Below are 23,830 nucleotides of genomic sequence, written 5' to 3'. Positions count from 1 at the left end.
TATTAATTTACCTGTTTTTATCATTCACCCTCCGCTCATCAGGTTGACACCGGCCCGGCGATCAATCCCCTTTTTTTAGTATGACTTTTCCCTATTCGACGCTTCGGCTGGCCTTCTGCCGCGAGGTTTTTTATCATGTTGCTTTCCCGCGATAGACACGGCGCACCCATGCACGAAATATTCACAATGCTGCTGGCGGTTTTTGACCGCGCGGCACTCATGTTGATTTGCCTTTTTTTCCTTATCCGTCTGCGCCTGTTTCGCGAGCTACTGCATAAATCTGCACATACGCCGAAAGAGCTGCTGGCGGTTATCGCCATTTTTTCCCTGTTTGCGCTGTTCAGTACCTGGTCTGGCGTGCCGGTAGAGGGTTCTCTGGTCAACGTGCGGATTATCGCGGTGATGTCCGGGGGAATTCTGTTTGGCCCCTGGGTCGGAGCTATCGTTGGGGTGATTGCCGGCGTTCATCGCTATCTTATTGATATCGATGGTGTAACCGCTATCCCCTGCTTTATCACCAGTATTGTCGCCGGCTTGTTGTCAGGGCTGATTAATCGCAAAGTGCCGAAAGCTCAGCGCTGGAAGATCGGGATTCTCGCCGGGATGCTCTGCGAAACCTTAACCATGATCCTCGTGGTCTTTTGGGCGCCGTCGTTTTCGCTGGGCATTGATATCGTCTCCAAAATCGGCATCCCGATGATCCTCGGCAGCGTCTGTATCGGCTTTATCGTGCTACTGGTCCAGAGCGTCGAGGGTGAAAAGGAGGCCAGCGCCGCGCGCCAGGCAAAACTGGCGCTGGATATCGCCAACAAAACGCTGCCGCTCTTCCGTCATGTGAACAGCGAATCCCTGCGCCAGGTGTGCGACATTATTCGCCGCGATATCAATGCCGACGCGGTGGCCATCACCACTACCGATCGGGTTCTGGCCTACGTCGGGTTTGGCGAAAGCAACTATCACGATAGTGATAATGACATCAGCCCCACCACGCGCCAGGCTATCGAGAGTGGGAAAATCATTATTAAAAACAATGATGAGGCCTACAGAACGCCGGAGATTCACTCCATGCTGGTCATTCCGCTACGGGAGAAAGGCGTGGTGACCGGTACGCTGAAAATTTATTACTGCCATGCCCACCGCATCACCTCGTCCCTGCAAGAGATGGCCGTCGGCCTGTCGCAAATTATCTCTACTCAGCTGGAGGTCTCGCGGGCAGAACAGCTGCGTGAAATGGCCAACAAGGCCGAGCTGCGCGCCCTACAGAGCAAAATCAACCCGCACTTTCTCTTTAACGCCCTCAATGCGATTTCATCCTCGATCCGCATGAATCCGGATACCGCCCGTCAGCTCATTTTTAATTTGTCGCGCTATTTACGCTATAACATTGAATTAAAAGACGACGAACAGATTGATATCAAAAGAGAGCTGTACCAAATCAAGGATTATATTGCCATCGAACAGGCGCGCTTCGGCGACAAGCTGACCGTCATCTACGACATCGACGATGAGGTCAGCTGCGTGATACCGAGCCTGCTGATTCAGCCGCTGGTGGAAAATGCCATTGTCCACGGGATCCAGCCGTGCAAAGGCAAAGGCGTCGTCACCCTCGGCATCAACGAGTGTGGTAATCGGGTGCGGATTAGCGTTCGCGATACCGGGAATGGTATCGATCCTGCCGTGGTCGCGCGGGTAGAGGCGGATGAAATGCCGGGTAATAAGATCGGCCTGCTCAACGTCCACCATCGGGTAAAATTGCTGTATGGCGAAGGACTCCATATCCGCCGCATGAATCCGGGAACGGAAATTGCGTTCTACGTGCCTAACAAGCTTGCTTCCCAGACCACTCCGGTGTCTCTGTTGCCATGAACGGAGAAAAAATGAAAGTCATCATAGTTGAAGATGAGTTCCCGGCGCAGCAGGAGCTCACGTGGTTAATTAACACCCACAGCCAGATGGAGATTGTCGGGACATTCGACGACGGGCTGGACGTGCTGAAGTTCCTGCAGCACAACAAGGTTGATGCCATTTTTCTCGACATCAACATCCCTTCTCTGGACGGCGTTCTGCTGGCGCAGAATATCAGCCAGTTCGCGCATAAACCGTTTATTGTGTTTATCACCGCGTGGAAAGAGCATGCGGTAGAGGCATTTGAACTGGAAGCATTTGACTACATTCTGAAGCCGTATCAGGAATCACGCATCATTAACATGCTGCAAAAACTGGCCAGCGCCTGGCAACTACAGCAGCAGACAGGCAGCCAGACCGGGACGGCTGCCAATCCGCAGCGGGAAAATGACACGATCAATCTCATTAAAGATGAGCGAATTATCGTGACCAGTATTCACGATATTTACTATGCGGAAGCCCACGAAAAAATGACCTTTGTCTACACCCGACGGGAATCATTCGTGATGCCAATGAACATTACGGAGTTTTGCGGCAAGCTGCCGCCCGCACACTTCTTCCGCTGCCACCGCTCATACTGCGTTAACCTGAATAAAATTCGCGAGATTGAACCCTGGTTCAACAACACCTATATTCTGCGCTTACGCGATCTGGAGTTTCAGGTGCCGGTCAGCCGCAGCAAGGTCAAAGAATTTCGCCAGCTCATGCATCTGTAGCAGGGGTATGCCGAAGAGAGTAGCCCGCCCGCGCACGATTGCGCCGGAACGGGCTGGCTATGACAAGATTAGAGAATCTGTCCGAGCGTCTGGCGCAGATGCGCCCCGGAACCCAGCAGGCCCGGATTATCGTGCACGATCAGGTAGACCGGAATATCCTGGACGAAGGCTTTAAAGCGCCCCTTGTCTTCAAACCCGCCGCGGAAACCGGAAGCTTTAAAGAACTCCAGGAAGCGCGGGACGATGCCGCCAGCAATATACACGCCGCCGAAGGTGGCCAGCGTCAGCGCCAGGTTGCCGCCAAAGCGTCCCATAATCACGCAGAACAGCGACAGCGCACGACGGCAATCGATACAGGTGTCAGCCAGCGCGCGTTCGGTCACATCTTTCGGCTGGAGGTTTTCCGGCAGGCGGCCGTCTGATTTCACTATCGCCCGATACAGATTAACCAGCCCCGGGCCGGATAACACACGCTCGGCCGACACATGCCCCAGCTCAGCGCGCAGCTCTTCGAGGATAATCCCCTCTTCTTCGCTGTTCGGCGCAAAATCAACGTGCCCCCCTTCCCCCGGCAGACTCACCCAGCGTTTGTCGACATGCACCAGATGCGCAACGCCCAGGCCGGTTCCTGCGCCGTAGACGGCGATAGGTTTTCCCTCTACCGGCGTCGTGCCGCCAAACTGAATCAGATGCTCAGCTTTCAGCATCGGGATCGCCATCGATACCGCAGTAAAATCGTTGATGATCTCCAGATGTGAGAACCCGAGGTTCTTTTTCATCTCTGCGATGGAAAAGGCCCACGTATGGTTGGTCATTGCCACCCAGTCACCGGTGATCGGACAGGCGATGGCGATGCAACCGTCTTCAGCCTCAACGCCCTGCTCGTCAAGATAGACGCGGACAACGGCTTCAAGACTGGGGTAATCGAGCCCGGAATAGGTTTTTGCCCGGGAAATATCCCCGCTTGCAATATCGCATAATGCCAGTCGGGCATTGGTTCCGCCGACGTCTCCTACTAAAGCAAATTTTGTCATTCCGTTACGGCTCCACTAAAGTCAAAATGATTCTTTTGGCACACTGTAAATTCATGATGCCTTAACAACAACGACCAACGTATAAGTGCCCACAGTTTAGCGACCTATGTCACATTTAGGTTGTAATCTGTGCAAAATGATTGTCAACGCACTGCGGGATCGTCAGGCATAGCCATCAGTTTATCGTTTCAGCACCATTTGCATCGACGCCCCTCAGAGGCACGGGCAAAATCGTGCTTCACGACCTTTAAAAGGAAATGTTTCATGCTGCATCCGCGCGCCAGAACGATGCTGTTGTTATCGATACCCGCCGTGATTATAGGTATCGCTTCCAGCCTGGTATTGATTGTGACGATGAAGATTGCGGCCATATTGCAGCATGTTATCTGGTCCAGCGTGCCGTTGAGTTTAGGCATCGAGGCCAGCGGGCAGGTGTGGACTATCGCCGTACTCACGCTAACCGGCATCGCCGTGGGACTGGTGGTCCGTTTCAGCCCAGGACATGCCGGGCCGGACCCGGCCACCGAATCATTAATTGGCGCGCCCATCAGTACCGGCGCGCTGCCGGGTCTGGTCGCAGCACTCGTATTAGGTCTCGCGGGCGGCGTCAGCCTTGGGCCGGAACATCCCATAATGGTAATGAATATCGCCCTTGCGGTGGCAATCGGCTCTCGTCTGTTTCCCCGCGTCAGTTCGCTGGACTGGACCATTCTTGCCGCCTCCGGCACGATCGGCGCGCTGTTTGGCACCCCGGTGGCCGCCGCGTTAATTTTTTCGCAAACCCTCAACAGCAGTAACGATGTGCCGCTGTGGGATCGCTTGTTCGCCCCCCTGCTGGCGGCAGCGGCGGGCGCCCTGACGACGGATCTGTTCTTCCATCCTCATTTCTCGTTGCCCATCCCCGTTTATCCGCAAATGCATTTCGTTGATATCATAAGCGGCGCTATCGTCACGCTTATCGCCATTGCCGTAGGCATGGTGGCCGTCTGGTGCTTACCGCGGCTACATGCGTTGATGAACCGCCTGAAAAATCCGGTGCTGACGCTGGGTCTCGGCGGTCTGCTGCTGGGGATTCTCGGCGCTGCTGGCGGACATATAACGCTGTTTAAAGGCCTGGAGGAGATGCAGCAAATCGCCTTAAGCCAGACCCTGACGGCCGGCGACTTTTTACTGATTGCGCTGGTGAAGCTGGCGGCGCTGGTGATCGCCGCCGCCAGTGGTTTTCGCGGCGGGCGAATATTCCCCGCGGTCTTCGTCGGCGTGGCGCTCGGCTTTATGCTGCACGCCCATGTCGATGCCGTTCCGGCCGCTATCACGGTCTCCTGCGCTATCCTGGGCATGACTCTGGTGGTAACCCGCGATGGCTGGCTCAGCCTGTTTATGGCGGCGGTCGTCGTACCGGATACGACGCTGCTACCGCTGCTGTGTATCGTGATGCTCCCGGCCTGGCTGCTGTTGGCCGGGAAGCCGATGATGATAGCCAGGCGACGAAACGACTAGACGCGGCTGTTTCTCTCTTCCAGAGCCTGGGTTACCGCGCGCAGGAAGTCAGGAATATCCATTTTGGGCAGCATAACCTCCACCAGCGTCAGCTTATCGGAGCCAATACTGTCGGCCATCGCCTCTTCAAGCTCTTCCGTCCGCGTCACGCGCCAGCATCGGGAAGGAACATTGGGGGCGAAGGCTCCCGGCAAACGGTTCCAGTCCCACAGCGCAATATCGTTGTAACGCTGCTCCGGACCGTGAATCGCTCGTTCAACCGTATACCCCTCGTTATTAAGCAGCAGGATCAGCGGGTTCTGTTTATCGCGTAGCATCGACCCCAGTTCCTGAATCGTCAGCTGAGCTGCCCCATCGCCCACTATCAGCACAACCCGCCTGCCCGGCGCTGCGGTTTGGGCACCGTAGGCGGCCGGTAAGGTAAATCCTATCGATCCCCACAGCGGCTGGACCAGCAGGGTGGCATCTGAGGGAAGCTTGAGCGCGGCAACGCCGAAAGCCGCGGTTCCCTGATCGGCAAGAATAATATCCCCGGGACGCAGCTGCTCCTGTACGGTACTCCAGAAACTTCCCTGCGTAAGGCTACCGCCCGTCACGCTTTCCACCTCCGGCGCAGAGCAGTCTGGCAACCGCCACTCTGCTGACAGACCGGCGGACAGAATCATTAACTCATTAAGGGCTTGATCCATCGGAATACGGCTGAACCAGTGGTCGCCCACTCTGACGGCAAAAGGCTGAATTTCAATCGTGCGTTCAAGGGGTAAATGCTGGGTAAATCCGGCAGTGATGGTGTCGGTGAAGCGGGTACCCACGCAGATGATCGTATCGGCGTTTTCAATTGCCTCACGCGTTTGCGGCGCGCTGGCGATACCGCTATAGGTGCCGACAAAACCAGGCTGCTGTTCATCAAACAACCCTTTTCCCATCAGCATCGTGGCACAGGCAATCGGTGTTTTCGCCACCCACATCCGTAGCGTATCCTGCAGGCCATAGCGCTGGGCAAGGAAATCCGCCAGCAATGATACCTGCCGACTGCTGCGCAGCATCTGCCCGGCATGTTCACGAAACCCGGCCAGCTGATTCTCATCCGCAGGCGGCCCTTCGATCGCCAGACGACGAGCCGGCGGCGTCGCTTTTGCTTTCGCCACATCGGCAGGTAACATCAGATAACCGGGGCGATGGTGGGTAAGCATCTCGCTCAGCACGCGATCGATTTCGTGGCAGGCATTCCCCGCCGTCAACGTCGCCTGCGTGCAGGTGATCTGCTCGCTCATCCGCGCGAAGTGCGTGAAGTCGCCATCTCCCAGCGTATGGTGCAGCAGTTCTCCGCGCTGCTGGGCGCCGGTGCCCGGCGCGCCGACGATATGTAGCACCGGAATATGTTCCGCATAGCTGCCGGCCACGCCGTTAAGGGCGCTCAGCTCGCCGACGCCATAGGTCGTCAGCAGCGCCCCGGCGCCTTTAATGCGCGCATATCCGTCGGCAGCATAGGCCGCATTCAGCTCATTCGCACAGCCAACCCATCCCAACGCTTCGTGCGCGATGACGCGGTCGAGGAATTGTAAATTGTAATCTCCAGGTACGCCAAACAAGCGGTCTATGCCGCAATCTACGAGACGATCCAGCAGATAATCGCCAATGGTGTAAGTCGGTTGCATCTCCATACTCCTCTTCCCGTTGCAGGTGATCTGAGTATTGAATAAGCGATCCAACTGTCCAGATAGCGGTCAATAATCGGGGTGGAAAGCAAAATTTACGCCTTTGAAGTGTGTACTCCGCGCTGAACATTCTTTAGTGTAAACGTATACACAACCTGTTCTATCTGCGGAGGAAGTATGGTTTACCAGGCAAATGCGGCACGATATCAAACGATGGAATACCGCCGTTGTGGCCGGAGCGGATTAAAGCTACCGGCCATTTCACTCGGCCTCTGGCACAATTTTGGCGACGAAACGCGGGTGGAAACCAGCCGTCAGCTGCTGCGACATGCCTTTGATCTTGGCATAACCCATTTTGATTTAGCCAACAATTACGGGCCGCCTCCGGGCTCGGCGGAAAGCAATTTCGGCCGCATCCTGCGGGAGGACTTTTTACCCTGGCGCGATGAACTGATTATCTCCAGTAAAGCCGGTTACACCATGTGGGACGGCCCCTATGGCGACTGGGGATCGCGTAAATACCTGGTCGCCAGTCTCGATCAAAGCCTGAAGCGGATGGGGCTGGAGTACGTTGATATCTTCTATCATCACCGCCCGGATCCCGAAACACCGTTACAGGAAACGATGCGTGCGCTGGACCATCTCGTGCGCCAGGGCAAGGCCCTGTATGTCGGGCTTTCCAACTATCCGCTTGAGCAGGCTGCCGAAGCGGTACGCATCCTCAATGACCTCGGGACACCGTGTCTGATTCATCAGCCTAAATATTCCATGCTCGAACGCTGGGTTGAGGACGGACTGCTTGATTTTCTGCAGGCTGAAGGGGTGGGAAGCATCGCGTTTTCACCGCTGGCTGGTGGTCAACTCACCGACCGCTATTTACAGGGTATTCCGGCAGACTCTCGCGCCGCCAGCGGCAGCCGCTTCCTGCAAGCGGAGCAGTTAACCGAGGCGAAGCTCGAGAAGGTTCGTCAACTGAACGCGCTGGCCGCGGCCCGCGGGCAAAAGCTCTCACAGATGGCTCTGGCCTGGGTTTTACGGGAAGAGAAAGTGACTTCAGTACTGATTGGCGCCAGCAAAACCACACAGCTTGATGATGCCGTGGGGATGCTGGCGAATCGCCATTTCGGCACCGAAGAGTGTGCGGCAATTGACGCTATCCTTGCGGCGTAAACTCAATTTTACTTTAGCAAAAAGTGCTCTTATCCGCGATTTAGGAGTTCATCCAATGCTGCGGGGCTTTACCGCCCCGTACTATCACGTTAACAGGCCCAATGAGCGCCAATATCATCCGGCGCTCAGGCCCCGATCGTGAAGGAGAAGAGTATGTTCAGGTCACTGATTCTGGCTGCGGTGCTTTTGGCCACAGCGCCACTGGTTGCAAATGCCGGAGAGATCACCCTGCTGCCATCTGTAAAATTACAAATAGGCGATCGTGATAATTACGGTAACTACTGGGACGGTGGCGGCTGGCGCGACCGTGATTACTGGCGTCGTCACTATGAATGGCGCGATAACCGCTGGCGTCATCACGATAACGGCTGGCATCGCGGCTGGGATAAACGTAAAGCCTACGAACGTGGCTATCGCGAAGGCTGGAATGACCGCGATGACCGACGCGGCGGCTGGGGACGTGGGCCAGGCGGCGGTCGCGGCCACGGTCATGGCCATCATTAATCAAAAAGGGGAGCCAGATGGCTCCCCTTTTTCATGGCTATCGACATGATTACAGCCCGAAAATCGTACCGACCAGTAGCCAACCATTAAGCAACACCACAACGCCGACAATCACCCACCCCGTCCGTTTCACCCACAGGGTATTGACCAAATCGCCCATCAGCTGCGAATTACTGGTGAAAATCAGCAGCGGGACCAGCGCCAGGGCGATGCCAAAGCTCAGCAGCACCTGACTCATCACCAGAATTCTCGTCGGGTCCAGTCCCATCATAATGACAATAAACGAAGGCAGCATCGTTACCGCACGACGAAACCACAGCGGAATATGGAAACGAATAAAGCCCTGCATGACGACCTGTCCTGCCAGTGTTCCCACCACCGTCGATGACAACCCGGCGGCCACCAGACTGAGGCCAAAAATGGTGGCGGCCGCGTGGCTCAACAGCGGTTCCAGCGTCAAATAGGCCTGATCCAGGTCGGCAATCCCCGTGTGGCCGTTAAAGTGAAATGCGGCGGCGGCGGTGGCCATCATCGCCAGGTTGACAAACCCGGCAATGGTCATCGCAATCGCAACGTCCCAGCGGGTGGCGTGATAACGCTCTTTTCGCGTACCGTCGTGCAGATTCTGCGTTAACGACGAGTGTAAATAGATGACGTGTGGCATGATCGTCGCGCCGAGCACACCGGCGGCAAGGAACACGGCTTCACCGTTCGGCAAACTCGGGACGATCATCCCTTTCGCCAGCGGCGCCAGCGCCGGTTGCGAGAAAATCAGTTCCACAATGTAGGCCGCAGCAACAAACAGCAGTAAACCACCGATCGCTTTTTCCAGCGGCTTTTGTCCGCGACGCTGCAGCATCAGGATTAAGAAGGTGGCAATCCCGGTTAATATTGCGCCCTGCAGTAACGACACGCCAAGAATCAGCTTAAAGCCAATGGCTGCCCCAATAAATTCGGCGAGGTCGGTCGCCATGGCGATAATTTCCGCCTGCACCCAGTAAAACCACACCACCGGACGCGGATAGTGATCGCGAATCTGTTCCGCCAGGTTCTTACCCGTAGCAATCCCGAGTTTTGCCGATAGCACCTGAATCAGCATCGCCATCAGATTTGCCCATACCACTACCCACAGCAGCTGATAGCCGAAGCTGGCGCCCGCCTGAATATTGGTGGCGAAGTTGCCGGGATCGATATATCCAATGGCAGCAATGAACGCAGGCCCCATCAAAGCGAGCTTCATCTTGCGCGCTGCGCGACCGCTGCTATTCTCAACGCGACTGCTAGTCATTTTCTGCCTCTGAAATATAGCCTTTGCTATGTTTTATGTTATCAAAATGCGAATGATTATCAAGTTCATTTAGGAAGATGATCATTATTGCTTTGATAGGGGGGAACGATAGCGGCTAACAACGAAAAAAGTGGCATTGATGAATTTGCATCTCGCCAGATCACAGATTAGTACAATCTAAGCAACTTTTAAAACCTTTACGCTACATAACAAAAATGTATGTTTGATCACTAATTTGGTGATTAGTCACAGTTCATTGCAATAGTGTGGATTTGATCTCGTTTTCTTTGGTCTTGTTACATAGAATGTGCACAGAAATTTAACCTGCCTCATATTTGGAGCAAATATGGACCGCGTCTTGCATTTTATCCTCGCGATCGTAGTGGTGGCTATACTGGCCCTTCTGGTCAGCCATAACCGTAAACAAATTCGTATTCGTTATGTTATTCAATTACTTGTCATTGAAGTTTTGCTGGCATGGTTCTTCCTGAACTCTGATATCGGTCTGGGTTTTGTGAAAGGCTTCTCCGAGATGTTCGAAAAACTTCTCGGCTTTGCAAACGAAGGGACAAACTTTGTTTTCGGCAATATGAATGACAAAGGCCTGGCTTTCTTCTTCCTGAAAGTTCTCTGCCCTATCGTCTTTATCTCTGCGCTGATCGGGATTTTGCAGCATATTCGTATCCTGCCTATCGTCATTCGCGCCATTGGTACCGTGCTGTCCAAGATTAACGGCATGGGCAAACTGGAATCATTCAACGCCGTCAGTTCCCTGATTCTGGGCCAGTCAGAAAACTTTATCGCCTATAAAGATATTCTGGGCAAAATGTCGCGCAACCGGATGTACACCATGGCTGCGACCGCGATGTCGACCGTCTCCATGTCTATCGTCGGCGCCTACATGACGATGCTGCAGCCTAAATATGTCGTGGCTGCGCTGGTGCTCAACATGTTCAGTACCTTTATTGTCCTGTCGCTGATTAACCCGTATCGCGTCGAAGAAAGCGAAGAAAACCTGCAGATGTCCAACCTGCATGAAGGTCAGAGCTTCTTTGAAATGCTGGGTGAATACATTCTGGCAGGCTTTAAAGTTGCCATTATCGTTGCAGCCATGCTGATCGGTTTCATCGCCTTGATCTCCGCGCTGAACGCCCTGTTCGCTACCGTTACCGGCTGGTTTGGCTACAGCATCTCCTTCCAGGGGATCCTTGGCTACATCTTCTATCCGGTTGCCTGGGTGATGGGCGTACCGGCAGGGGAAGCGCTGCAGGTGGGCAGTATTATGGCCACCAAACTGGTTTCGAACGAGTTTGTGGCGATGATGGATCTGCAGAAAATTGCCAGCACGCTCTCTCCGCGCGCTGAAGGCATTATCTCTATCTTCCTGGTCTCCTTCGCCAACTTCTCCTCTATCGGGATTATTGCCGGGGCGATTAAAGGTCTGAACGAAGAACAGGGTAACGTGGTTTCCCGCTTTGGTCTGAAGCTGGTTTACGGCTCGACTCTGGTGAGCGTGCTCTCGGCGTCTATTGCCGCGCTGGTTCTGTAAGCTGACAAGATAATAAAAAAGCCGGGGCTTGCCCCGGCTTTTTTACGTCTGCAGCTCACTGAGCGGCCGCGGCCTGCCGATTAAATATCCCTGCAAATAGTCGACGCCTAATGCCAGCAGCTTCTCTTTTTGCTCTTCCGTCTCGACGTACTCCGCCACCACCGTCATATTTTTAACTTTCGCCACTTCAATAATGGATTTAATCATAATCGCATCCAGCGGCTCGCTCTCGAGATCGCGAACAAAGCAGCCGTCAATCTTTACGATATCCGCCTGCAGGCGCTTCAGGCGTTCATAGTTGGCATAGCCCGTACCAAAATCATCAATGGCGATAGCGCAGCCAAAATCGCGCAGCAGCTGAATGTTATGCATACTCCCTCCCGCATCGCTGAACGCCTGCTCTTCGGTAATCTCGATGGTAATGGCCTCCGGCGACAGCTGATAACGTTTAAACAAGGCGATAATCTGCGCGGCGCTATCATTTTGCATCAACGTGTAAGGCAGCAAATTAACGGAAAAATGTTGTCCCGGATATTGATACAGCGTGCTGAAAAGCATCTCCAGCACCAGCATGTCAAAACGCTGGCTCAGGTTGAACTGAACAATCAGCGGAATAAACTGGTCCGGCGTCATCATCAATTGGCCACATCGCATCCGCGTCAGGATTTCATGATACCCCTCGCCCGCCGAATTCTGGATGGGCTGAGCATACAGCTCAATATCGCGTTCATTCAGCGCCCGCTTCACCTGGGTTAACATCCGAACCTGCTCGCTGGTTTGGTCAGAAACCTGCTCTTGCGCGGCGTCCAGCGCCAGCACCTGCCGTCCGTTCCCCGCCTGTTCTGACAGCCAGCTCAGTTGGCCCAGCATGGGATGCAGGTCTTCTTCGATACCGCGATGTCTTGCCCACGCCGCGCCGAATTCCAGCTCCAGCGTTTGATTATGCCAGCTGAACTTCTTGTGATTCAGCATCGCCACCATATGGCCCAGCCGCGCGGAAGGCTCTGGCCCGCCTAAAACCAGTAATAACTCGCTCCCCGGCAGCTGGAAGAGTTCATCCCTTTCCCCCAGCAGCGGCCGTAGCTTGCTGGCAATTTGCTGTTTGCAATGCACCCGCATCATCATGCCGTAATGACGACTGAGAAAATCCAGGTTAGCGATCCGTAAGCTGCTGATGACGAAATCAGCATCCTGGCGTAGATAGCATTCCAGCGCGCGCAGATTCGGGAGCCCGGTTAATGGATCTTCCTGGGCCTGATCCCGCCATCTGAGTTTAATCCGTTCGTTCTGACCGTAAATATCTACCATATAAAACAAACAGATGGTAAATGAGATCAGCACGGAAAGCACAAATGACAGAGAGTATTCAGTCTGGACACCCTGCAGAAAATTTCGATTATAGGCAACGAGTAAAAACGCCGAAACGGACCAGGAAATACGAATTAATACATGGCCCAGGCGGCTAATGCCGATAAAATAGAGAATGAAAATAAGTGGGACTAAATAGCCTGCAATATAGTCAGCTTCATAGGGGGCGCAAAGCACCAGTAATATAGTCGCCAGCGCCATAAACCAGTACAGAGTAAATGCCCGACGCTCACGGGTAAACCACGGATGACAATGACGCCGCCAGAATAATTTAGCGTAACGTGGACTGATAATCATCCGCATTGGGTAATAAAAGAAGGTAGTAAATATTAATGCAGCGCTGATCAGGCTTTGTATATCAATAATGGTATATACAGCCGGCATCCCTTTGAAATAACTAGAGATAGCCAGCGGAAATGAAAAAAACACACCAACCAGATACATCGTCAGTTTCATTAACATCGGTGCAAAAAAACCGCCCCAGAAAATCCGCGTCCCCATATGTTTTGCCGTCAGCCCACTGCGCCAGGTTCTGCCAATCAGCATTCTGACAATCGCGCAGGACACCAGCACTGAGAATAGCTGGCAAAATAGCAGCAGCACCGACTGTAAGACCGTCAGGGGAAGGATGATATGATTAGTAATAGCAAAAGAAATAATTAATGGGGCGATTGCGTAGCGGCCAAAAATAAAGATAACAGCGTACATCATACTTAATGGCAGCCAGGCGAGAAAAACCTGATTCCCGTCGACAATAGTCAGAGGTGAAATAAATCTGGCTATTGGGATCGAAATTAAACAAACTACCAACGCAAGTAACGTTTTTCTAATATTAATGTTAAAGTTATCAATCATTATTGTTAATAAAAACTCCGGCGCTGGGCAATGCTGTTTTATATTAAATAAAATACTAAAGGGGATAATAAATTCAGGCAAGAAAATAACCTGAGGAAGAATCTTAAATTACATAGAATTCTAATGGCTGTAAGTTTACTGACTTAACCAGAAAGTGCTTTACATTCGCGATGGCAAAAAAAAACCCCCGCCGTAGCGAGGGTTCTGAATTTGGTGGAGCTAAGCGGGATCGAACCGCTGACCTCTTGCATGCCATGCAAGCGCTCTCCCAGCTGAGCTATAGCCCCACAAAGTGTTTTACGAACCAAACCTGATGGGAACAGAGTTTGGTGGAGCTAAGCGGGATCGAACCGCTGACCTCTTGCATGCCATGCAAGCGCTCTCCCAGCTGAGCTATAGCCCCGAACCGTAAAACGTGTCGTGTTGACGGGCGGCATAATATGAATTCCTTCGTCAGGTGTCAACGGCAAAATGAAGCCTCGCAATTTGATCGCTGAAAAAGCAGGCAACTCGCTGACATTGCGAGCCTTATCGCAGGTAGACGTTAAACATGTCACTCTTTCGCGTAAAAGGATGCTATAACATGAGCAACTAATTCCCACATTTTTACTCAGGAAATAGTATGCTCAAGGAACGAATGACACCTGAAGAAATTGCGCATCTTACCGGGTTCAGCCGGCAGACGATCAATAAATGGGTACGTAAGGAGGGATGGCAAACATCACCTCGTCCCGGCGTGCAGGGCGGTAAAGCGCGTCTCGTACACGTTAATGAGCAGGTCAAAGAATTTATTCGCAGCGCACAGCGCGTGGCGGAACCCTCCCCTTCTTATTCTCCGGCAGAAAACGACCTTGAACCCTTGCTGCTGACGCTCAGTAAAGAGATGACTCCCGGGGAACAAAAACAGCTGATGTCGCTACTGTTGCGCGAAGGTATTCGCGGGTTGCTCCAGCGACTGGATATTCGTGACCAGTAATATAATGATGAAACTAAAAGATAAAATGACGCCGGCAGAGCTGGCAGATTGCCTTGGTCTGGCCAGACAAACGATTAACCGCTGGGTCAGAGAACAAAAATGGCGCACCGAGACTATTCCCGGCGTAAAGGGTGGCCGCGCTCGCCTGATCATTATTGATAAGCCGGTCCTCGATTTTCTGGCCAATATTCCGGCACTCCGTCATCTGCTGACCGAGCATCAGCTGGCAGAACCGTCCAGCCACTATTTTGTTAACGATGCTGGCGCTATCTGGCGACAGATTGCCGAAACGCTGCATCTGATGACGACTGAAGAGCAGCAGCGCCTGCGGGACCTTCTCGCCCGTGAAGGAATCAGTGGGTTCTTGTCACGTCTCGGTATTGCCAGTCAGAAATAGGTAAAAAAAACGGCAGGATATACCCTGCCGCTTCGTTACGCTTCGAGGAGCAATTCTGAATCAGGATTGCTGGCTTTCGCGTTCTGCAATAAAGGTCAGCGCTTTATTGATACGCTCTACGCTGCGGGATTTACCGATCGCATGTACAGTCACATCAAGAGCCGGTGACTGGCCTGCCCCGGTCACTGCAACGCGCAGCGGCATCCCGACTTTACCCATCCCGACTTCCAGCTCATCCGCCGTCGCCTGAATAGCATGGTGAACATTTTCTGCTGTCCAGTCAGTGATCGCGGCCAGTTTGTCACGCACGACTTCCAGCGGCTGACGAGCAACCGGACGCAGGTGTTTCTTCGCCGCGTCCGCATCAAACTCGTCAAACTCCTCGTAGAAATAACGGCAGCTTGCCGCCATCTCTTTCAGCGTTTTGCAACGTTCACCCAGCAGAGTAACCAGTTCAGCCAGCTGCGGACCGTTACGGGTATCGATATTTTCCTGCTCAATATGCCACTGCAGATAAGTCGCTACGTATTCCGGCGCCATCGAATTAATATAGTGATGGTTCAGCCACAGCAGTTTATCCGTGTTGAATGCGCTGGCCGATTTGCTTACCGCTCCCAGGGAGAACAGCTTGATCATCTCTTCACGGCTGAAGATCTCCTGATCGCCGCTGGACCAGCCCAGACGCACCAGGTAGTTCAGTAGCGCTTCCGGCAGGTAACCATCATCGCGATACTGCATGACGCTCACGGCACCGTGACGTTTGGAGAGTTTCTTACCGTCATCACCATTAATCATGGAAACGTGGGCATATACCGGGACCGGCGCGTTCAGCGCTTTCAGGATATTGATCTGACGCGGGGTGTTGTTGATATGATCTTCACCGCGGATCACGTGGGTGATCTCCATATCCCAGTCATCCACAACCACGCAGAAGTTGTAGGTCGGAGAACCATCGGTACGACGGATGATCAGATCGTCAAGTTCCTGGTTGCTGAATTCGATTGGCCCACGGATCTGGTCGTCAAAAATAACGGATCCGTCCTGCGGGTTAGCAAAACGTACGACGCAAGGTTCGTTATCGGCATGATGTTCATGGCCGTGGCGGCAGCGTCCGTCATAACGCGGCTTTTCACCGTTTGCCATCTGCTCTTCACGCAGCGCGTCCAGACGTTCTTTGGAGCAATAGCATTTATAAGCGGTACCCGCTTCCAGCATTTCATCAATGACGGCGTTATAGCGGTCAAAACGTTTGGTCTGGAAGTACGGACCTTCATCCCATTCCAGATTCAGCCAGTTCATCCCATCCATGATGGCTTCAATTGCTTCCGGCGTTGAGCGTTCAAGATCGGTGTCTTCAATACGCAGTACAAACTCACCGTCGTTATGACGAGCAAAAAGCCAGGAATAGAGAGCAGTACGCGCGCCGCCAACGTGCAGATAGCCTGTCGGGCTGGGCGCGAAGCGAGTTTTGATTTTCATGAAATGGCCTTACGTTTAATAAAGATGCCGACAACCGGCAGAGTCCGTGGGTATTTATGGGTGAATATTCTAACACCGTGGGCTGATTCCTCAATGTTGTTCAGGTCTGAACGTCACGCTTTGCTATTTTTGTTTATAAATCATGCTCCGCGGATGCTTTTGCGATCGTTTTGGCTAATTTTACGACGAACAAACAAATTATTTAGAAAAGGCGTTGACTCATTTTCAACTCTCCCTATAATGCGACTCCACACAGCGGGGGTGATTAGCTCAGCTGGGAGAGCACCTCCCTTACAAGGAGGGGGTCGGCGGTTCGAACCCGTCATCACCCACCACTACTTATGTAGTCTCCGCCGTGTAGCAAGAAATTGAGAAGTGGGTGATTAGCTCAGCTGGGAGAGCACCTCCCTTACAAGGAGGGGGTCGGCGGTTCGATCCCGTCATCACCCACCACTTTCTCGCCAGCTGGATTTCTTGTTAAAATGTGAAGTACCGAAGTGGGTGATTAGCTCAGCTGGGAGAGCACCTCCCTTACAAGGAGGGGGTCGGCGGTTCGATCCCGTCATCACCCACCACTTCGGGTCGTTAGCTCAGTTGGTAGAGCAGTTGACTTTTAATCAATTGGTCGCAGGTTCGAATCCTGCACGACCCACCATATTTAGAAAAAAGCGCCTTCAGGCGCTTTTTTCGTTTCTGAACATCATGCCCGACCGTGCAGGATGAGAACCTGCCGCAGGTTCGACAAAATCGTCGGGAACGATTTTGCATCGCCGCCTGCGGCGACCCGTAGGGCGAGTCTCAGGATGGGACGAGTGATATCCTGCACGACCCACCATATTTAGAAAAAAGCGCCTTCAGGCGCTTTTTTCGTTTCTGAGCACCATGCTCAACCGTGCAGGTTCGAGTCGAGCAAAGCGAGACAACGGAGTCGCTCGCGGCGACGGCCCGAAGGGCGAGCAAAGCGCGTTATCCTGCCCGGGCCACCAGCCCTATCCCTCACTTTAGTTTCTGTATACCACGCTCGCCGCCACTGAAGCACGCTTCACCGCTGATACAGCGGATCGTCAGTTCTGCGCGCGGTCAGCGTATTTCCCTCTTCACGCACGACTTCCCATAACGCCTGCGCGGCGGTAGAGAGTGAACGATTTTTACGCTGCGCCAGCATCAGCTGACGCTCAACAACCGGAGTGAGTCGCTTGACCCGCAAATGGTTGCCTTGAGGCAGCGGTAGCGCCAGCGCCGGTAGAATGCTGATACCAATACCTGACTCCACCATCGGAAACAGCGTAGCCGGATGCCCAATCTCCTGCACAATATTGGCATCAATGCCAAAGCGCGCCAGCGCGGCATCAATCAGCGGCCGACTGCCGGAGGCGTAATCCTGCAATACCAGCCGCTGGCCGTGAAGCTCCTGCCAGTTCACCGATACTCTTTCGGCAAAAGGATGATCCTCCCGACATAAAAGCAAAAAAGGTTCCGCCAGCACCGTCTCACATTGCAGATCGGTCGCCGCACCGGGATCGATAACAATACCGAAATCCACCTCCCCCTGGCGGATACTTTCCAGCACCCACTGCTGCGGACGATCGTGCAGCACAAAGTCGATCTCCGGATAACGTTGGTTACTATGCGCAATGCATTGTGGGATCAGATGCGCTGAAATCGTCTGGCTGGCGGCCACCCGTACGGTTCCGGTTAACTGCTGTCCGACCCGTCCGGCATCACGCAGCGTGCTGTTCAGTTCATCCAGCAGCCGCTCAAGTCGACCGGCCAGCTGCTGTCCCGCCTCCGTCAGCACCACCTCCCGGGTCGTACGATCGAGTAAACGAACGCCGGTCTGGTGTTCCAGCTCTTTTACGCTATGGCTGACCGCAGACTGACTAAGACCAATGATCTCCCCTGCCCGGCTGAAGCTTTTTGCTCTGGCGACGGTGACGAAGACCTTCAACTGACGGAGCGAATAATTCATATTTTTTATTCATGAATGGATGCAATAAATTAATTTTATTTCTCAAAATAGAAAAAGCACAATAGCGATATCGATTTTCAGGAGCGTTTATGAAACTTTTCCGCATTCTTGATCCCTTTACTCTGACTCTTATCACCGTTGTGCTGCTGGCCTCTTTTTTTCCGGCCCGCGGCGGTTTTGTTCCCTTCTTTGAAAATTTAACCACCGCCGCCATTGCGCTGCTGTTTTTTATGCACGGGGCGAAACTCTCCCGCGAGGCCATCGTCGCCGGCGGCAGCCACTGGCGTTTACACCTGTGGGTTATGTGCAGCACGTTTGTGGTATTCCCTGTTTTAGGCGTGCTGTTTGCCTGGTGGGCGCCGATTAATGTCGACCCTGCGCTGTATACCGGATTTATCTATCTCTGCATTCTGCCTGCGACCGTTCAGTCAGCCATTGCCTTTACCTCGCTGGCAGGGGGTAACGTCGCCGCGGCCGTCTGCTCGGCATCGGCTTCAAGTCTGCTGGGGATATTTATTTCGCCGCTATTGGTCGGTCTGCTGATGAACCTGCACGGCGCCGGCGGCAATCTGGAACAGGTCGGTAAGATTATGCTGCAACTTCTGCTGCCGTTCGTTCTTGGCCATCTCTCTCGCCCATGGATTGGCGACTGGGTTGCCCGGCATAAAAAGTGGATCTCAAAAACCGACCAGACTTCGATTCTGCTGGTGGTCTATTCCGCATTTAGCGAGGCAGTAGTGAACGGCATCTGGCATAAAGTCGGCGTCGGCTCGTTACTCTTCATCGTGGTCGTCAGCCTGGTTCTGCTGGCTATCGTGATTGCCATTAATATCTTCGTCGCACGCAAATGCGGCTTTAATAAGGCCGATGAAATCACGATTGTTTTCTGTGGTTCGAAAAAGAGCCTGGCAAACGGGATACCGATGGCCAACATCCTCTTCCCGACGTCGATTCTGGGGATCATGGTGCTGCCGCTAATGATCTTCCATCAGATTCAGCTGATGGTGTGCGCCGTTCTGGCACGACGCTATAAACGACAGGCTGAAGCACGGCTGGCGCAGGAGAAAACCCGCGCCTCTGAGGCTTAACGAGGCTTCTTCAAGGGCTGAACCAGCTGGGTCAGCCCTTCTGTTTTAATCAACAAAGTTAATGCCATCAGCTCGCCAAGATGGCCGGCAGGAAACTGGTCTTTACGGGCAAACCACAGCAAATACTCTTCCGGCACATCAATCAGGCGACGGCCTTTGTATTTACCAAACGGCATGTCCGTATTAGCAATCTCAATGAGCTGATCCTTATCCACCTTATTCTCCCAGCAGCCGCAGCATTTCTGCTTCATCAATGACGGCGATGCCCAGCTCCTGCGCTTTAGCAAGTTTAGAGCCCGCCGCTTCGCCGGCAATCACCAGATCCGTTTTCTTCGAGACGCTGCCGGCGACTTTTGCCCCCAGCGCCATCAGCCGCGCCTTCGCATCATCGCGAGAAAGCTGGCTGAGACTGCCGGTCAGGACAACCGTTTTACCGGCAAACGGGCTATCAATCTCCTCGGCATTGACCACCACCGGCGCAGGCCAGTTGACCCCTTCCGCGCGGAGCTGCGCGATCACATCGCGGTTGTTCTCTTCAGCAAAGAAGTGAAAGACGTGCGTGGCCACGACAATTCCCACATCCGGCACTTTTTGCAGCTCCTCAATAGTAGCCTGCTCCAGCGCTTCAATCGTGGCGAAATAGGCCGCCAGCCCCGCTGCCGTTGCTTCACCGACCTCGCGAATACCTAATGCGTAGAGGAAACGAGCAAAGGTGGTTGCTTTTGATTTTTCCAGGGCATTAACCACGTTTTGTGCTGATTTAGGCCCCATTCGATCCAGACCGGTGAGTTTCCCGGCGGTTAAGCGGAAGAGATCTGCCGGAGTGTGGACGTACTCTTTCTCAACCAGCTGGTCGATAATTTTATCCCCCATGCCCTCCACATCTAACGCGCGGCGGGAGACAAAATGTTTTAGCGCTTCCTTACGCTGCGCACCGCAAATTAACCCGCCGGTACAGCGCGTTACCGCCTCGCCTTCGACCCGTTCAACATCAGAATTACACACCGGACAATGGGTCGGGAAGACGATCTCTCGCGTCTCCTCCGGGCGATCGGAGAGTACGACGTTGACGACCTGAGGAATCACGTCCCCCGCGCGGCGAATCACCACTTTATCGCCAATTCGCAGCCCCAGGCGCTCTATTTCATCGGCGTTGTGCAAAGTAGCATTGCTCACCAGAACACCGGCCACATGCACCGGCTCCAGGCGAGCCACTGGCGTGATGGCTCCGGTACGCCCTACCTGAAACTCGACGTCGCGCACAAAAGTCATTTGCTCCTGCGCCGGGAACTTAAACGCCACCGCCCAGCGCGGCGCACGGGCCACAAATCCAAGCTGTTCCTGAAGCGCCAGGGAATCGACTTTGATGACCACACCATCAATATCAAAACCTAAATTCGGACGGTCTTCTTCAACTTTACGGTAGTAAGTAAGCACTTCCTCTGGGGTATGGCAGAGCGTCACCCGGTCGCTAACCGGCAGCCCCCATGCCTTAAACTGCTGCAGACGGCCGGAATGGCTCTCCGGCAGCTCACCGCCAGTCAGCGCGCCCACGCCGTAACAAAAGAAAGTAAGCGGTCGCTTCGCCGTAATTCGCGGATCGAGCTGACGCAGAGAGCCTGCCGCCGCGTTTCGTGGGTTAGCAAACACTTTCCCTCCGGTACGGCGGGCCTCTTCATTAATTTTTTCGAAGCCGGCCTGCGGTAAGAAGACCTCGCCGCGAACTTCCAGCCGTTGTGGAATATTGTCGCCACGCAGTCTCAACGGGATGGCGCGAATTGTCCTGACGTTGGCGGTGATATCTTCGCCGGTGGTGCCATCGCCACGGGTTGCCGCCTGAACCAGGACGCCGTTTTCATACAAAATGCTGACCGCCAGCCCGTCCAGCTTTAGCTCACAGCAATAGATCAGGTCATCACTGCTCTTGAGTCGATCCTGAACGCGCTTATTGAAGGCAAGGAAGCTCTCTTCATCAAAGACGTTATCCAGCGACAGCATCGGAACCTCATGGCGGACCTGGCTGAATGACGCCAGCGGCGCCGCGCCCACGCGTTGGGTTGGAGAATCAGGGGTAATCAGATCCGGATGCTGAGCTTCGAGCTCGCGCAGTTCGCGCATTAACCGGTCATATTCCGCATCGGGAATCTCCGGGGTATCCATAACATGGTACAGATATTCATGATGGCGAAGCGTGGTTCGCAGTTCAGTTAGTTTTTGTTCGATCGGTTCCATATCACACCATCAATGATAAAAAACCCCCGGCAGGCGGGGGTTCTGGATTGGTAGACGAAACGCCGGGGAATAAATCAGGCGTTAGCCTCTTTAACTTCACGAATACGGTCCTGATATTCGCGCAGTTTTTGCGGGGTCATCATCCGACGCTGATCGTCCAGCACCACACCACCGACTTCATCGGCAATATACTGTGCAGATTGCAGCATCAGTTTAAAGTTTTGTAGCTCATCACCAAACGACGGCACCTGCATAAAGATCGTTACGCCAGGCGTAGTCATGTCGGCCATACCATCAGGATTGAAGGTACCCGGTTTAACCATATTTGCCAGGCTGAACAGAACCTGACCGCTGCCGTCCGGACTGAGATGGCGATGAAAAATATTCATATCACCAAATTTAAAGCCCGCCTGCTGGATGCTGTTAATCAGCACTTCGCCGTTAATCTGCGTGCCCTGGTGCGCAGAAACGTTCATGACGATAACCGTTTCTTTGCGTTCTTTTGGCTGCGGCGCTGGCGCTGGCTGCTGAGGCTCGGAGACCTGCGGTTCAGCTGCCGGCTGAGGCTGTGCGGCGACAGGCTGCGGCGCTGGCTGCTGTACCTGAGCAGGCTGTTGCGGCGCACTCTGAACTACCGGCTGCTGAGGCGACTGCTGAGGCTGATATTGCGGCGGCACAGGCTGCTGTGGCGCGACAGGTTGCGGTGGCTGTTGCACCTGAGGCGACGGTACATGAGGCTGCGGTGCCTGATGCTGAACGGGCTGCTGCCGTACCGGCTCTTCCGGACGCACAGGCTGCTGCACCTGACGCTCGTAAGGAGGCTGGTATTGGTGTTGCGGCGGCGCCTGACGAGGTGCTTCTTGCTCCCCATGCACGCCATTTGGGGCGTGGTTAACCCGGTGAACGCGAACTTCACCTACGCCTTCAACATCGTCATCAAAGTCATCGTTCTCAGACTCTTCGTCATCGCGAGACTTCATACGTTTCAGTGGGCGATCGCGAAACATCGAGGAACGTTCTTTACGGCTGGTCCAGAAACCGTGTACCAGTAAAGCGAGTATGGCGATCGCGCCAACAATGATTAATATCAGACGCAAATCCTGCATCATTATATTCTCTGTTGTTCTAACACCTTGCCACCACGGCAAACATTTACTCACTAAGAGTATTTGCCGATTACGTCGAGTGCAAGTGTGTCTACCGCTTTCACTACATAAAGATGAACTAAATCGTGCTTTTTGCTGTTTTTTCGAACATTTCCTAACTGGTTATTGTCTGACAACCCGATAAAATAAGCGGGCATTCAGTTAGGATGTCAAAAGAGGAGCATCGCCTGACCATGGTTTCAACATCCGCATCTACCCCGCGTAGCGGCGTCTACTATTTTTCGCAGGGCTGGAAACTGATCGGGCTGCCGGGGATTCGTCGTTACGTCTTTCTGCCTCTGTTAGTTAACATCATTTTGATGGGCGGCGCCTTCTGGTGGCTGTTCACCCGCCTGGATAGCTGGATCCCATCCTTAATGAACCATGTTCCGCAGTGGCTACAATGGCTGAACTATCTGCTGTGGCCCATCGTGGTCATCTCTATCCTGCTCGTGTTCGGGTACTTCTTCTCGACCATCGCCAACTGGATTGCCGCGCCGTTTAGCGGCCTGCTCGCAGAGCAGCTCGAAGCTCGTCTGACCGGCGCCACGCCGCCGGACGTGGGCATTTTTGGCATCATGAAAGACGTGCCGCGCATTATGAAGCGTGAGTGGCAAAAGTTCGCCTGGTACCTGCCGCGTGCAATCGTACTGCTGATACTCTATTTTATTCCCGGAATTGGCCAGACGCTGGCGCCGGTACTGTGGTTCCTGTTTAGCGCGTGGATGCTGGCGATTCAGTACTGCGACTACCCCTTCGACAACCACAAAGTGCCGTTTAAAACCATGCGCGAAGCGCTGCGGACCCGTAAAGTCACCAATATGCAGTTTGGCGCGCTGACCAGCCTGTTCACCATGATCCCGGTCCTCAACCTCGTTATCCTGCCGGTGGCCATTTGCGGCGCAACGGCCATGTGGGTCGATTGCTATCGCGATAAACACGCCATGTGGAAATAGCGCCCTCTCCTTGTGCCCAGTGCTTCAGGCCAGCAAACGCG

Annotated in this window: 19 protein-coding genes, 6 tRNA genes and 2 other RNA genes; 16 read left to right on the top strand and 11 right to left on the bottom strand. The window is 53.7% G+C overall.

Going from position 1 to position 23,830, the window contains the following annotated elements; all coding sequences use genetic code 11:
- The first annotated feature begins 168 nt into the window (after positions 1–168).
- Entirely contained in the window at positions 169–1,866 is a 1,698-nt protein-coding gene (locus OQV00_RS06970) for a sensor histidine kinase (RefSeq protein ID WP_015583745.1), read from the top strand.
- 11 nt (positions 1,867–1,877) lie between these two features.
- Positions 1,878–2,621 carry a LytR/AlgR family response regulator transcription factor gene (locus OQV00_RS06965; protein ID WP_015583744.1) on the top strand — a complete coding sequence of 248 codons (744 nt, stop codon included), beginning with the start codon at positions 1,878–1,880 and terminating at the stop codon, positions 2,619–2,621.
- 68 nt (positions 2,622–2,689) lie between these two features.
- On the opposite strand, the gene glk is transcribed toward OQV00_RS06965, so the two are convergent.
- Positions 2,690–3,655, bottom strand: a complete 966-nt coding sequence (gene glk, locus OQV00_RS06960; RefSeq protein WP_064356794.1) for a glucokinase — start codon at positions 3,653–3,655, stop codon at positions 2,690–2,692.
- A 264-nt stretch (positions 3,656–3,919) separates the two neighbouring features.
- Here glk and OQV00_RS06955 point away from each other — a divergent pair, with 264 nt between their 5' ends.
- Positions 3,920–5,155, top strand: a complete 1,236-nt coding sequence (locus tag OQV00_RS06955; RefSeq protein WP_004865391.1) for an ion channel protein — start codon at positions 3,920–3,922, stop codon at positions 5,153–5,155.
- Here the strand turns inward: OQV00_RS06955 and OQV00_RS06950 are convergent.
- Complete coding sequence (locus OQV00_RS06950; protein ID WP_004865393.1) at positions 5,152–6,813, bottom strand: alpha-keto acid decarboxylase family protein; 1,662 nt, start codon at positions 6,811–6,813, stop codon at positions 5,152–5,154. The genes OQV00_RS06955 and OQV00_RS06950 overlap by 4 nt on opposite strands.
- 177 nt (positions 6,814–6,990) lie before the next feature.
- Between OQV00_RS06950 and mgrA the strand changes: the two genes are divergently transcribed.
- Together mgrA and OQV00_RS06940 are read left to right on the top strand one after the other, a co-directional pair.
- Positions 6,991–7,983 (top strand): L-glyceraldehyde 3-phosphate reductase, encoded by a 993-nt coding sequence (gene mgrA, locus OQV00_RS06945; protein WP_048023293.1) that lies wholly within the window; start codon positions 6,991–6,993, stop codon positions 7,981–7,983.
- Between the two features lie 153 nt (positions 7,984–8,136).
- Positions 8,137–8,487: a DUF2502 domain-containing protein gene (locus OQV00_RS06940; RefSeq protein WP_004865399.1), complete on the top strand. Its 351-nt coding sequence runs from the start codon at positions 8,137–8,139 to the stop codon at positions 8,485–8,487.
- A gap of 49 nt (positions 8,488–8,536) precedes the next feature.
- Here the strand turns inward: OQV00_RS06940 and OQV00_RS06935 are convergent, their stop codons facing one another.
- Positions 8,537–9,775, bottom strand: a complete 1,239-nt coding sequence (locus OQV00_RS06935; protein ID WP_004865403.1) for an Nramp family divalent metal transporter — start codon at positions 9,773–9,775, stop codon at positions 8,537–8,539.
- Between the two features lie 346 nt (positions 9,776–10,121).
- Between OQV00_RS06935 and OQV00_RS06930 the strand changes: the two genes are divergently transcribed.
- Positions 10,122–11,324, top strand: coding sequence for a NupC/NupG family nucleoside CNT transporter (locus tag OQV00_RS06930; RefSeq protein WP_004865408.1), 1,203 nt, complete (start codon positions 10,122–10,124; stop codon positions 11,322–11,324).
- A 42-nt stretch (positions 11,325–11,366) separates the two neighbouring features.
- Here OQV00_RS06930 and OQV00_RS06925 read toward each other — a convergent pair whose 3' ends face one another.
- The 3 genes from OQV00_RS06925 to OQV00_RS06915 all read right to left on the bottom strand — a co-directional run bounded on the left by OQV00_RS06925 (position 11,367) and on the right by OQV00_RS06915 (position 13,950).
- Positions 11,367–13,547 carry a sensor domain-containing phosphodiesterase gene (locus OQV00_RS06925; protein WP_069476541.1) on the bottom strand — a complete coding sequence of 727 codons (2,181 nt, stop codon included), beginning with the start codon at positions 13,545–13,547 and terminating at the stop codon, positions 11,367–11,369.
- Between the two features lie 211 nt (positions 13,548–13,758).
- Positions 13,759–13,834, bottom strand: a tRNA-Ala gene (locus OQV00_RS06920).
- A 40-nt stretch (positions 13,835–13,874) separates the two neighbouring features.
- Positions 13,875–13,950 (bottom strand) — tRNA-Ala (locus OQV00_RS06915).
- Between the two features lie 219 nt (positions 13,951–14,169).
- Between OQV00_RS06915 and OQV00_RS06910 the strand changes: the two genes are divergently transcribed.
- Complete coding sequence (locus OQV00_RS06910) at positions 14,170–14,523, top strand: YfeC-like transcriptional regulator (protein WP_004865414.1); 354 nt, start codon at positions 14,170–14,172, stop codon at positions 14,521–14,523.
- A 4-nt stretch (positions 14,524–14,527) separates the two neighbouring features.
- Positions 14,528–14,920 (top strand): YfeC-like transcriptional regulator, encoded by a 393-nt coding sequence (locus tag OQV00_RS06905; protein WP_015583740.1) that lies wholly within the window; start codon positions 14,528–14,530, stop codon positions 14,918–14,920.
- A 60-nt stretch (positions 14,921–14,980) separates the two neighbouring features.
- Here the strand turns inward: OQV00_RS06905 and gltX are convergent, their stop codons facing one another.
- A complete protein-coding gene (gene gltX, locus OQV00_RS06900; RefSeq protein WP_004865422.1) occupies positions 14,981–16,399 on the bottom strand; it encodes a glutamate--tRNA ligase in 1,419 nt (472 codons plus the stop codon).
- Positions 16,400–16,658: 259 nt separating this feature from the next.
- On the opposite strand from gltX, the gene OQV00_RS06895 reads away from it, so the two are divergent.
- The 6 genes from OQV00_RS06895 to OQV00_RS06870 all read left to right on the top strand — a co-directional run bounded on the left by OQV00_RS06895 (position 16,659) and on the right by OQV00_RS06870 (position 17,385).
- Positions 16,659–16,734: transfer RNA gene (locus OQV00_RS06895), tRNA-Val, on the top strand.
- 42 nt (positions 16,735–16,776) lie between these two features.
- A tRNA-Val gene (locus OQV00_RS06890) sits at positions 16,777–16,852 on the top strand.
- Positions 16,853–16,898: 46 nt separating this feature from the next.
- Positions 16,899–16,974 (top strand) — tRNA-Val (locus OQV00_RS06885).
- 4 nt (positions 16,975–16,978) lie between these two features.
- Positions 16,979–17,054, top strand: a tRNA-Lys gene (locus tag OQV00_RS06880).
- A 43-nt stretch (positions 17,055–17,097) separates the two neighbouring features.
- Positions 17,098–17,234: non-coding RNA, RtT sRNA (locus tag OQV00_RS06875), on the top strand.
- Positions 17,235–17,260: 26 nt separating this feature from the next.
- Positions 17,261–17,385, top strand: a non-coding RNA gene (locus tag OQV00_RS06870) — RtT sRNA.
- 56 nt (positions 17,386–17,441) lie between these two features.
- On the opposite strand, the gene OQV00_RS06865 is transcribed toward OQV00_RS06870, so the two are convergent.
- Positions 17,442–18,368: a LysR family transcriptional regulator gene (locus tag OQV00_RS06865; protein WP_266280060.1), complete on the bottom strand. Its 927-nt coding sequence runs from the start codon at positions 18,366–18,368 to the stop codon at positions 17,442–17,444.
- An 89-nt stretch (positions 18,369–18,457) separates the two neighbouring features.
- Here OQV00_RS06865 and OQV00_RS06860 point away from each other — a divergent pair, with 89 nt between their 5' ends.
- Positions 18,458–19,456 carry a bile acid:sodium symporter family protein gene (locus tag OQV00_RS06860; protein WP_004865433.1) on the top strand — a complete coding sequence of 333 codons (999 nt, stop codon included), beginning with the start codon at positions 18,458–18,460 and terminating at the stop codon, positions 19,454–19,456.
- On the opposite strand, the gene OQV00_RS06855 is transcribed toward OQV00_RS06860, so the two are convergent.
- From OQV00_RS06855 to zipA, 3 genes are all read right to left on the bottom strand, one after another.
- Complete coding sequence (locus tag OQV00_RS06855) at positions 19,453–19,671, bottom strand: DUF3820 family protein (protein ID WP_004865436.1); 219 nt, start codon at positions 19,669–19,671, stop codon at positions 19,453–19,455. The two genes, OQV00_RS06860 and OQV00_RS06855, sit on opposite strands and share 4 nt — an antisense overlap.
- A gap of 1 nt (position 19,672) precedes the next feature.
- Positions 19,673–21,688, bottom strand: coding sequence for an NAD-dependent DNA ligase LigA (gene ligA, locus OQV00_RS06850; RefSeq protein WP_004865440.1), 2,016 nt, complete (start codon positions 21,686–21,688; stop codon positions 19,673–19,675).
- A 74-nt stretch (positions 21,689–21,762) separates the two neighbouring features.
- Positions 21,763–22,797: a cell division protein ZipA gene (gene zipA, locus OQV00_RS06845; RefSeq protein ID WP_015583739.1), complete on the bottom strand. Its 1,035-nt coding sequence runs from the start codon at positions 22,795–22,797 to the stop codon at positions 21,763–21,765.
- A 230-nt stretch (positions 22,798–23,027) separates the two neighbouring features.
- Here zipA and cysZ point away from each other — a divergent pair, with 230 nt between their 5' ends.
- Positions 23,028–23,789: a sulfate transporter CysZ gene (gene cysZ, locus OQV00_RS06840; protein WP_064356788.1), complete on the top strand. Its 762-nt coding sequence runs from the start codon at positions 23,028–23,030 to the stop codon at positions 23,787–23,789.
- Positions 23,790–23,830: the final 41 nt, after the last annotated feature.

The organism is Klebsiella sp. DY2415 (assembly GCF_026314315.1).
GTDB classification, from domain to species: Bacteria; Pseudomonadota; Gammaproteobacteria; order Enterobacterales; family Enterobacteriaceae; genus Klebsiella; species Klebsiella ornithinolytica.
This window is presented reverse-complemented; position numbering and strand designations above follow the sequence as displayed.

Excerpts from the sequence above, each read along its gene's own strand:
- OQV00_RS06970 (WP_015583745.1), top strand. The coding sequence starts at position 169 with ATGCACGAAATATTCACAATGCTGCTGGCGGTTTTTGACCGCGCGGCA.
- OQV00_RS06965 (WP_015583744.1), top strand. The coding sequence starts at position 1,878 with ATGAAAGTCATCATAGTTGAAGATGAGTTCCCGGCGCAGCAGGAGCTC.
- glk (WP_064356794.1), bottom strand. The coding sequence starts at position 3,655 with ATGACAAAATTTGCTTTAGTAGGAGACGTCGGCGGAACCAATGCCCGA.
- OQV00_RS06955 (WP_004865391.1), top strand. The coding sequence starts at position 3,920 with ATGCTGCATCCGCGCGCCAGAACGATGCTGTTGTTATCGATACCCGCC.
- OQV00_RS06950 (WP_004865393.1), bottom strand. The coding sequence starts at position 6,813 with ATGCAACCGACTTACACCATTGGCGATTATCTGCTGGATCGTCTCGTA.
- mgrA (WP_048023293.1), top strand. The coding sequence starts at position 6,991 with ATGGTTTACCAGGCAAATGCGGCACGATATCAAACGATGGAATACCGC.
- OQV00_RS06940 (WP_004865399.1), top strand. The coding sequence starts at position 8,137 with ATGTTCAGGTCACTGATTCTGGCTGCGGTGCTTTTGGCCACAGCGCCA.
- OQV00_RS06935 (WP_004865403.1), bottom strand. The coding sequence starts at position 9,775 with ATGACTAGCAGTCGCGTTGAGAATAGCAGCGGTCGCGCAGCGCGCAAG.
- OQV00_RS06930 (WP_004865408.1), top strand. The coding sequence starts at position 10,122 with ATGGACCGCGTCTTGCATTTTATCCTCGCGATCGTAGTGGTGGCTATA.
- OQV00_RS06925 (WP_069476541.1), bottom strand. The coding sequence starts at position 13,547 with ATGATTGATAACTTTAACATTAATATTAGAAAAACGTTACTTGCGTTG.
- OQV00_RS06910 (WP_004865414.1), top strand. The coding sequence starts at position 14,170 with ATGCTCAAGGAACGAATGACACCTGAAGAAATTGCGCATCTTACCGGG.
- OQV00_RS06905 (WP_015583740.1), top strand. The coding sequence starts at position 14,528 with ATGATGAAACTAAAAGATAAAATGACGCCGGCAGAGCTGGCAGATTGC.
- gltX (WP_004865422.1), bottom strand. The coding sequence starts at position 16,399 with ATGAAAATCAAAACTCGCTTCGCGCCCAGCCCGACAGGCTATCTGCAC.
- OQV00_RS06865 (WP_266280060.1), bottom strand. The coding sequence starts at position 18,368 with ATGAATTATTCGCTCCGTCAGTTGAAGGTCTTCGTCACCGTCGCCAGA.
- OQV00_RS06860 (WP_004865433.1), top strand. The coding sequence starts at position 18,458 with ATGAAACTTTTCCGCATTCTTGATCCCTTTACTCTGACTCTTATCACC.
- ligA (WP_004865440.1), bottom strand. The coding sequence starts at position 21,688 with ATGGAACCGATCGAACAAAAACTAACTGAACTGCGAACCACGCTTCGC.
- zipA (WP_015583739.1), bottom strand. The coding sequence starts at position 22,797 with ATGATGCAGGATTTGCGTCTGATATTAATCATTGTTGGCGCGATCGCC.
- cysZ (WP_064356788.1), top strand. The coding sequence starts at position 23,028 with ATGGTTTCAACATCCGCATCTACCCCGCGTAGCGGCGTCTACTATTTT.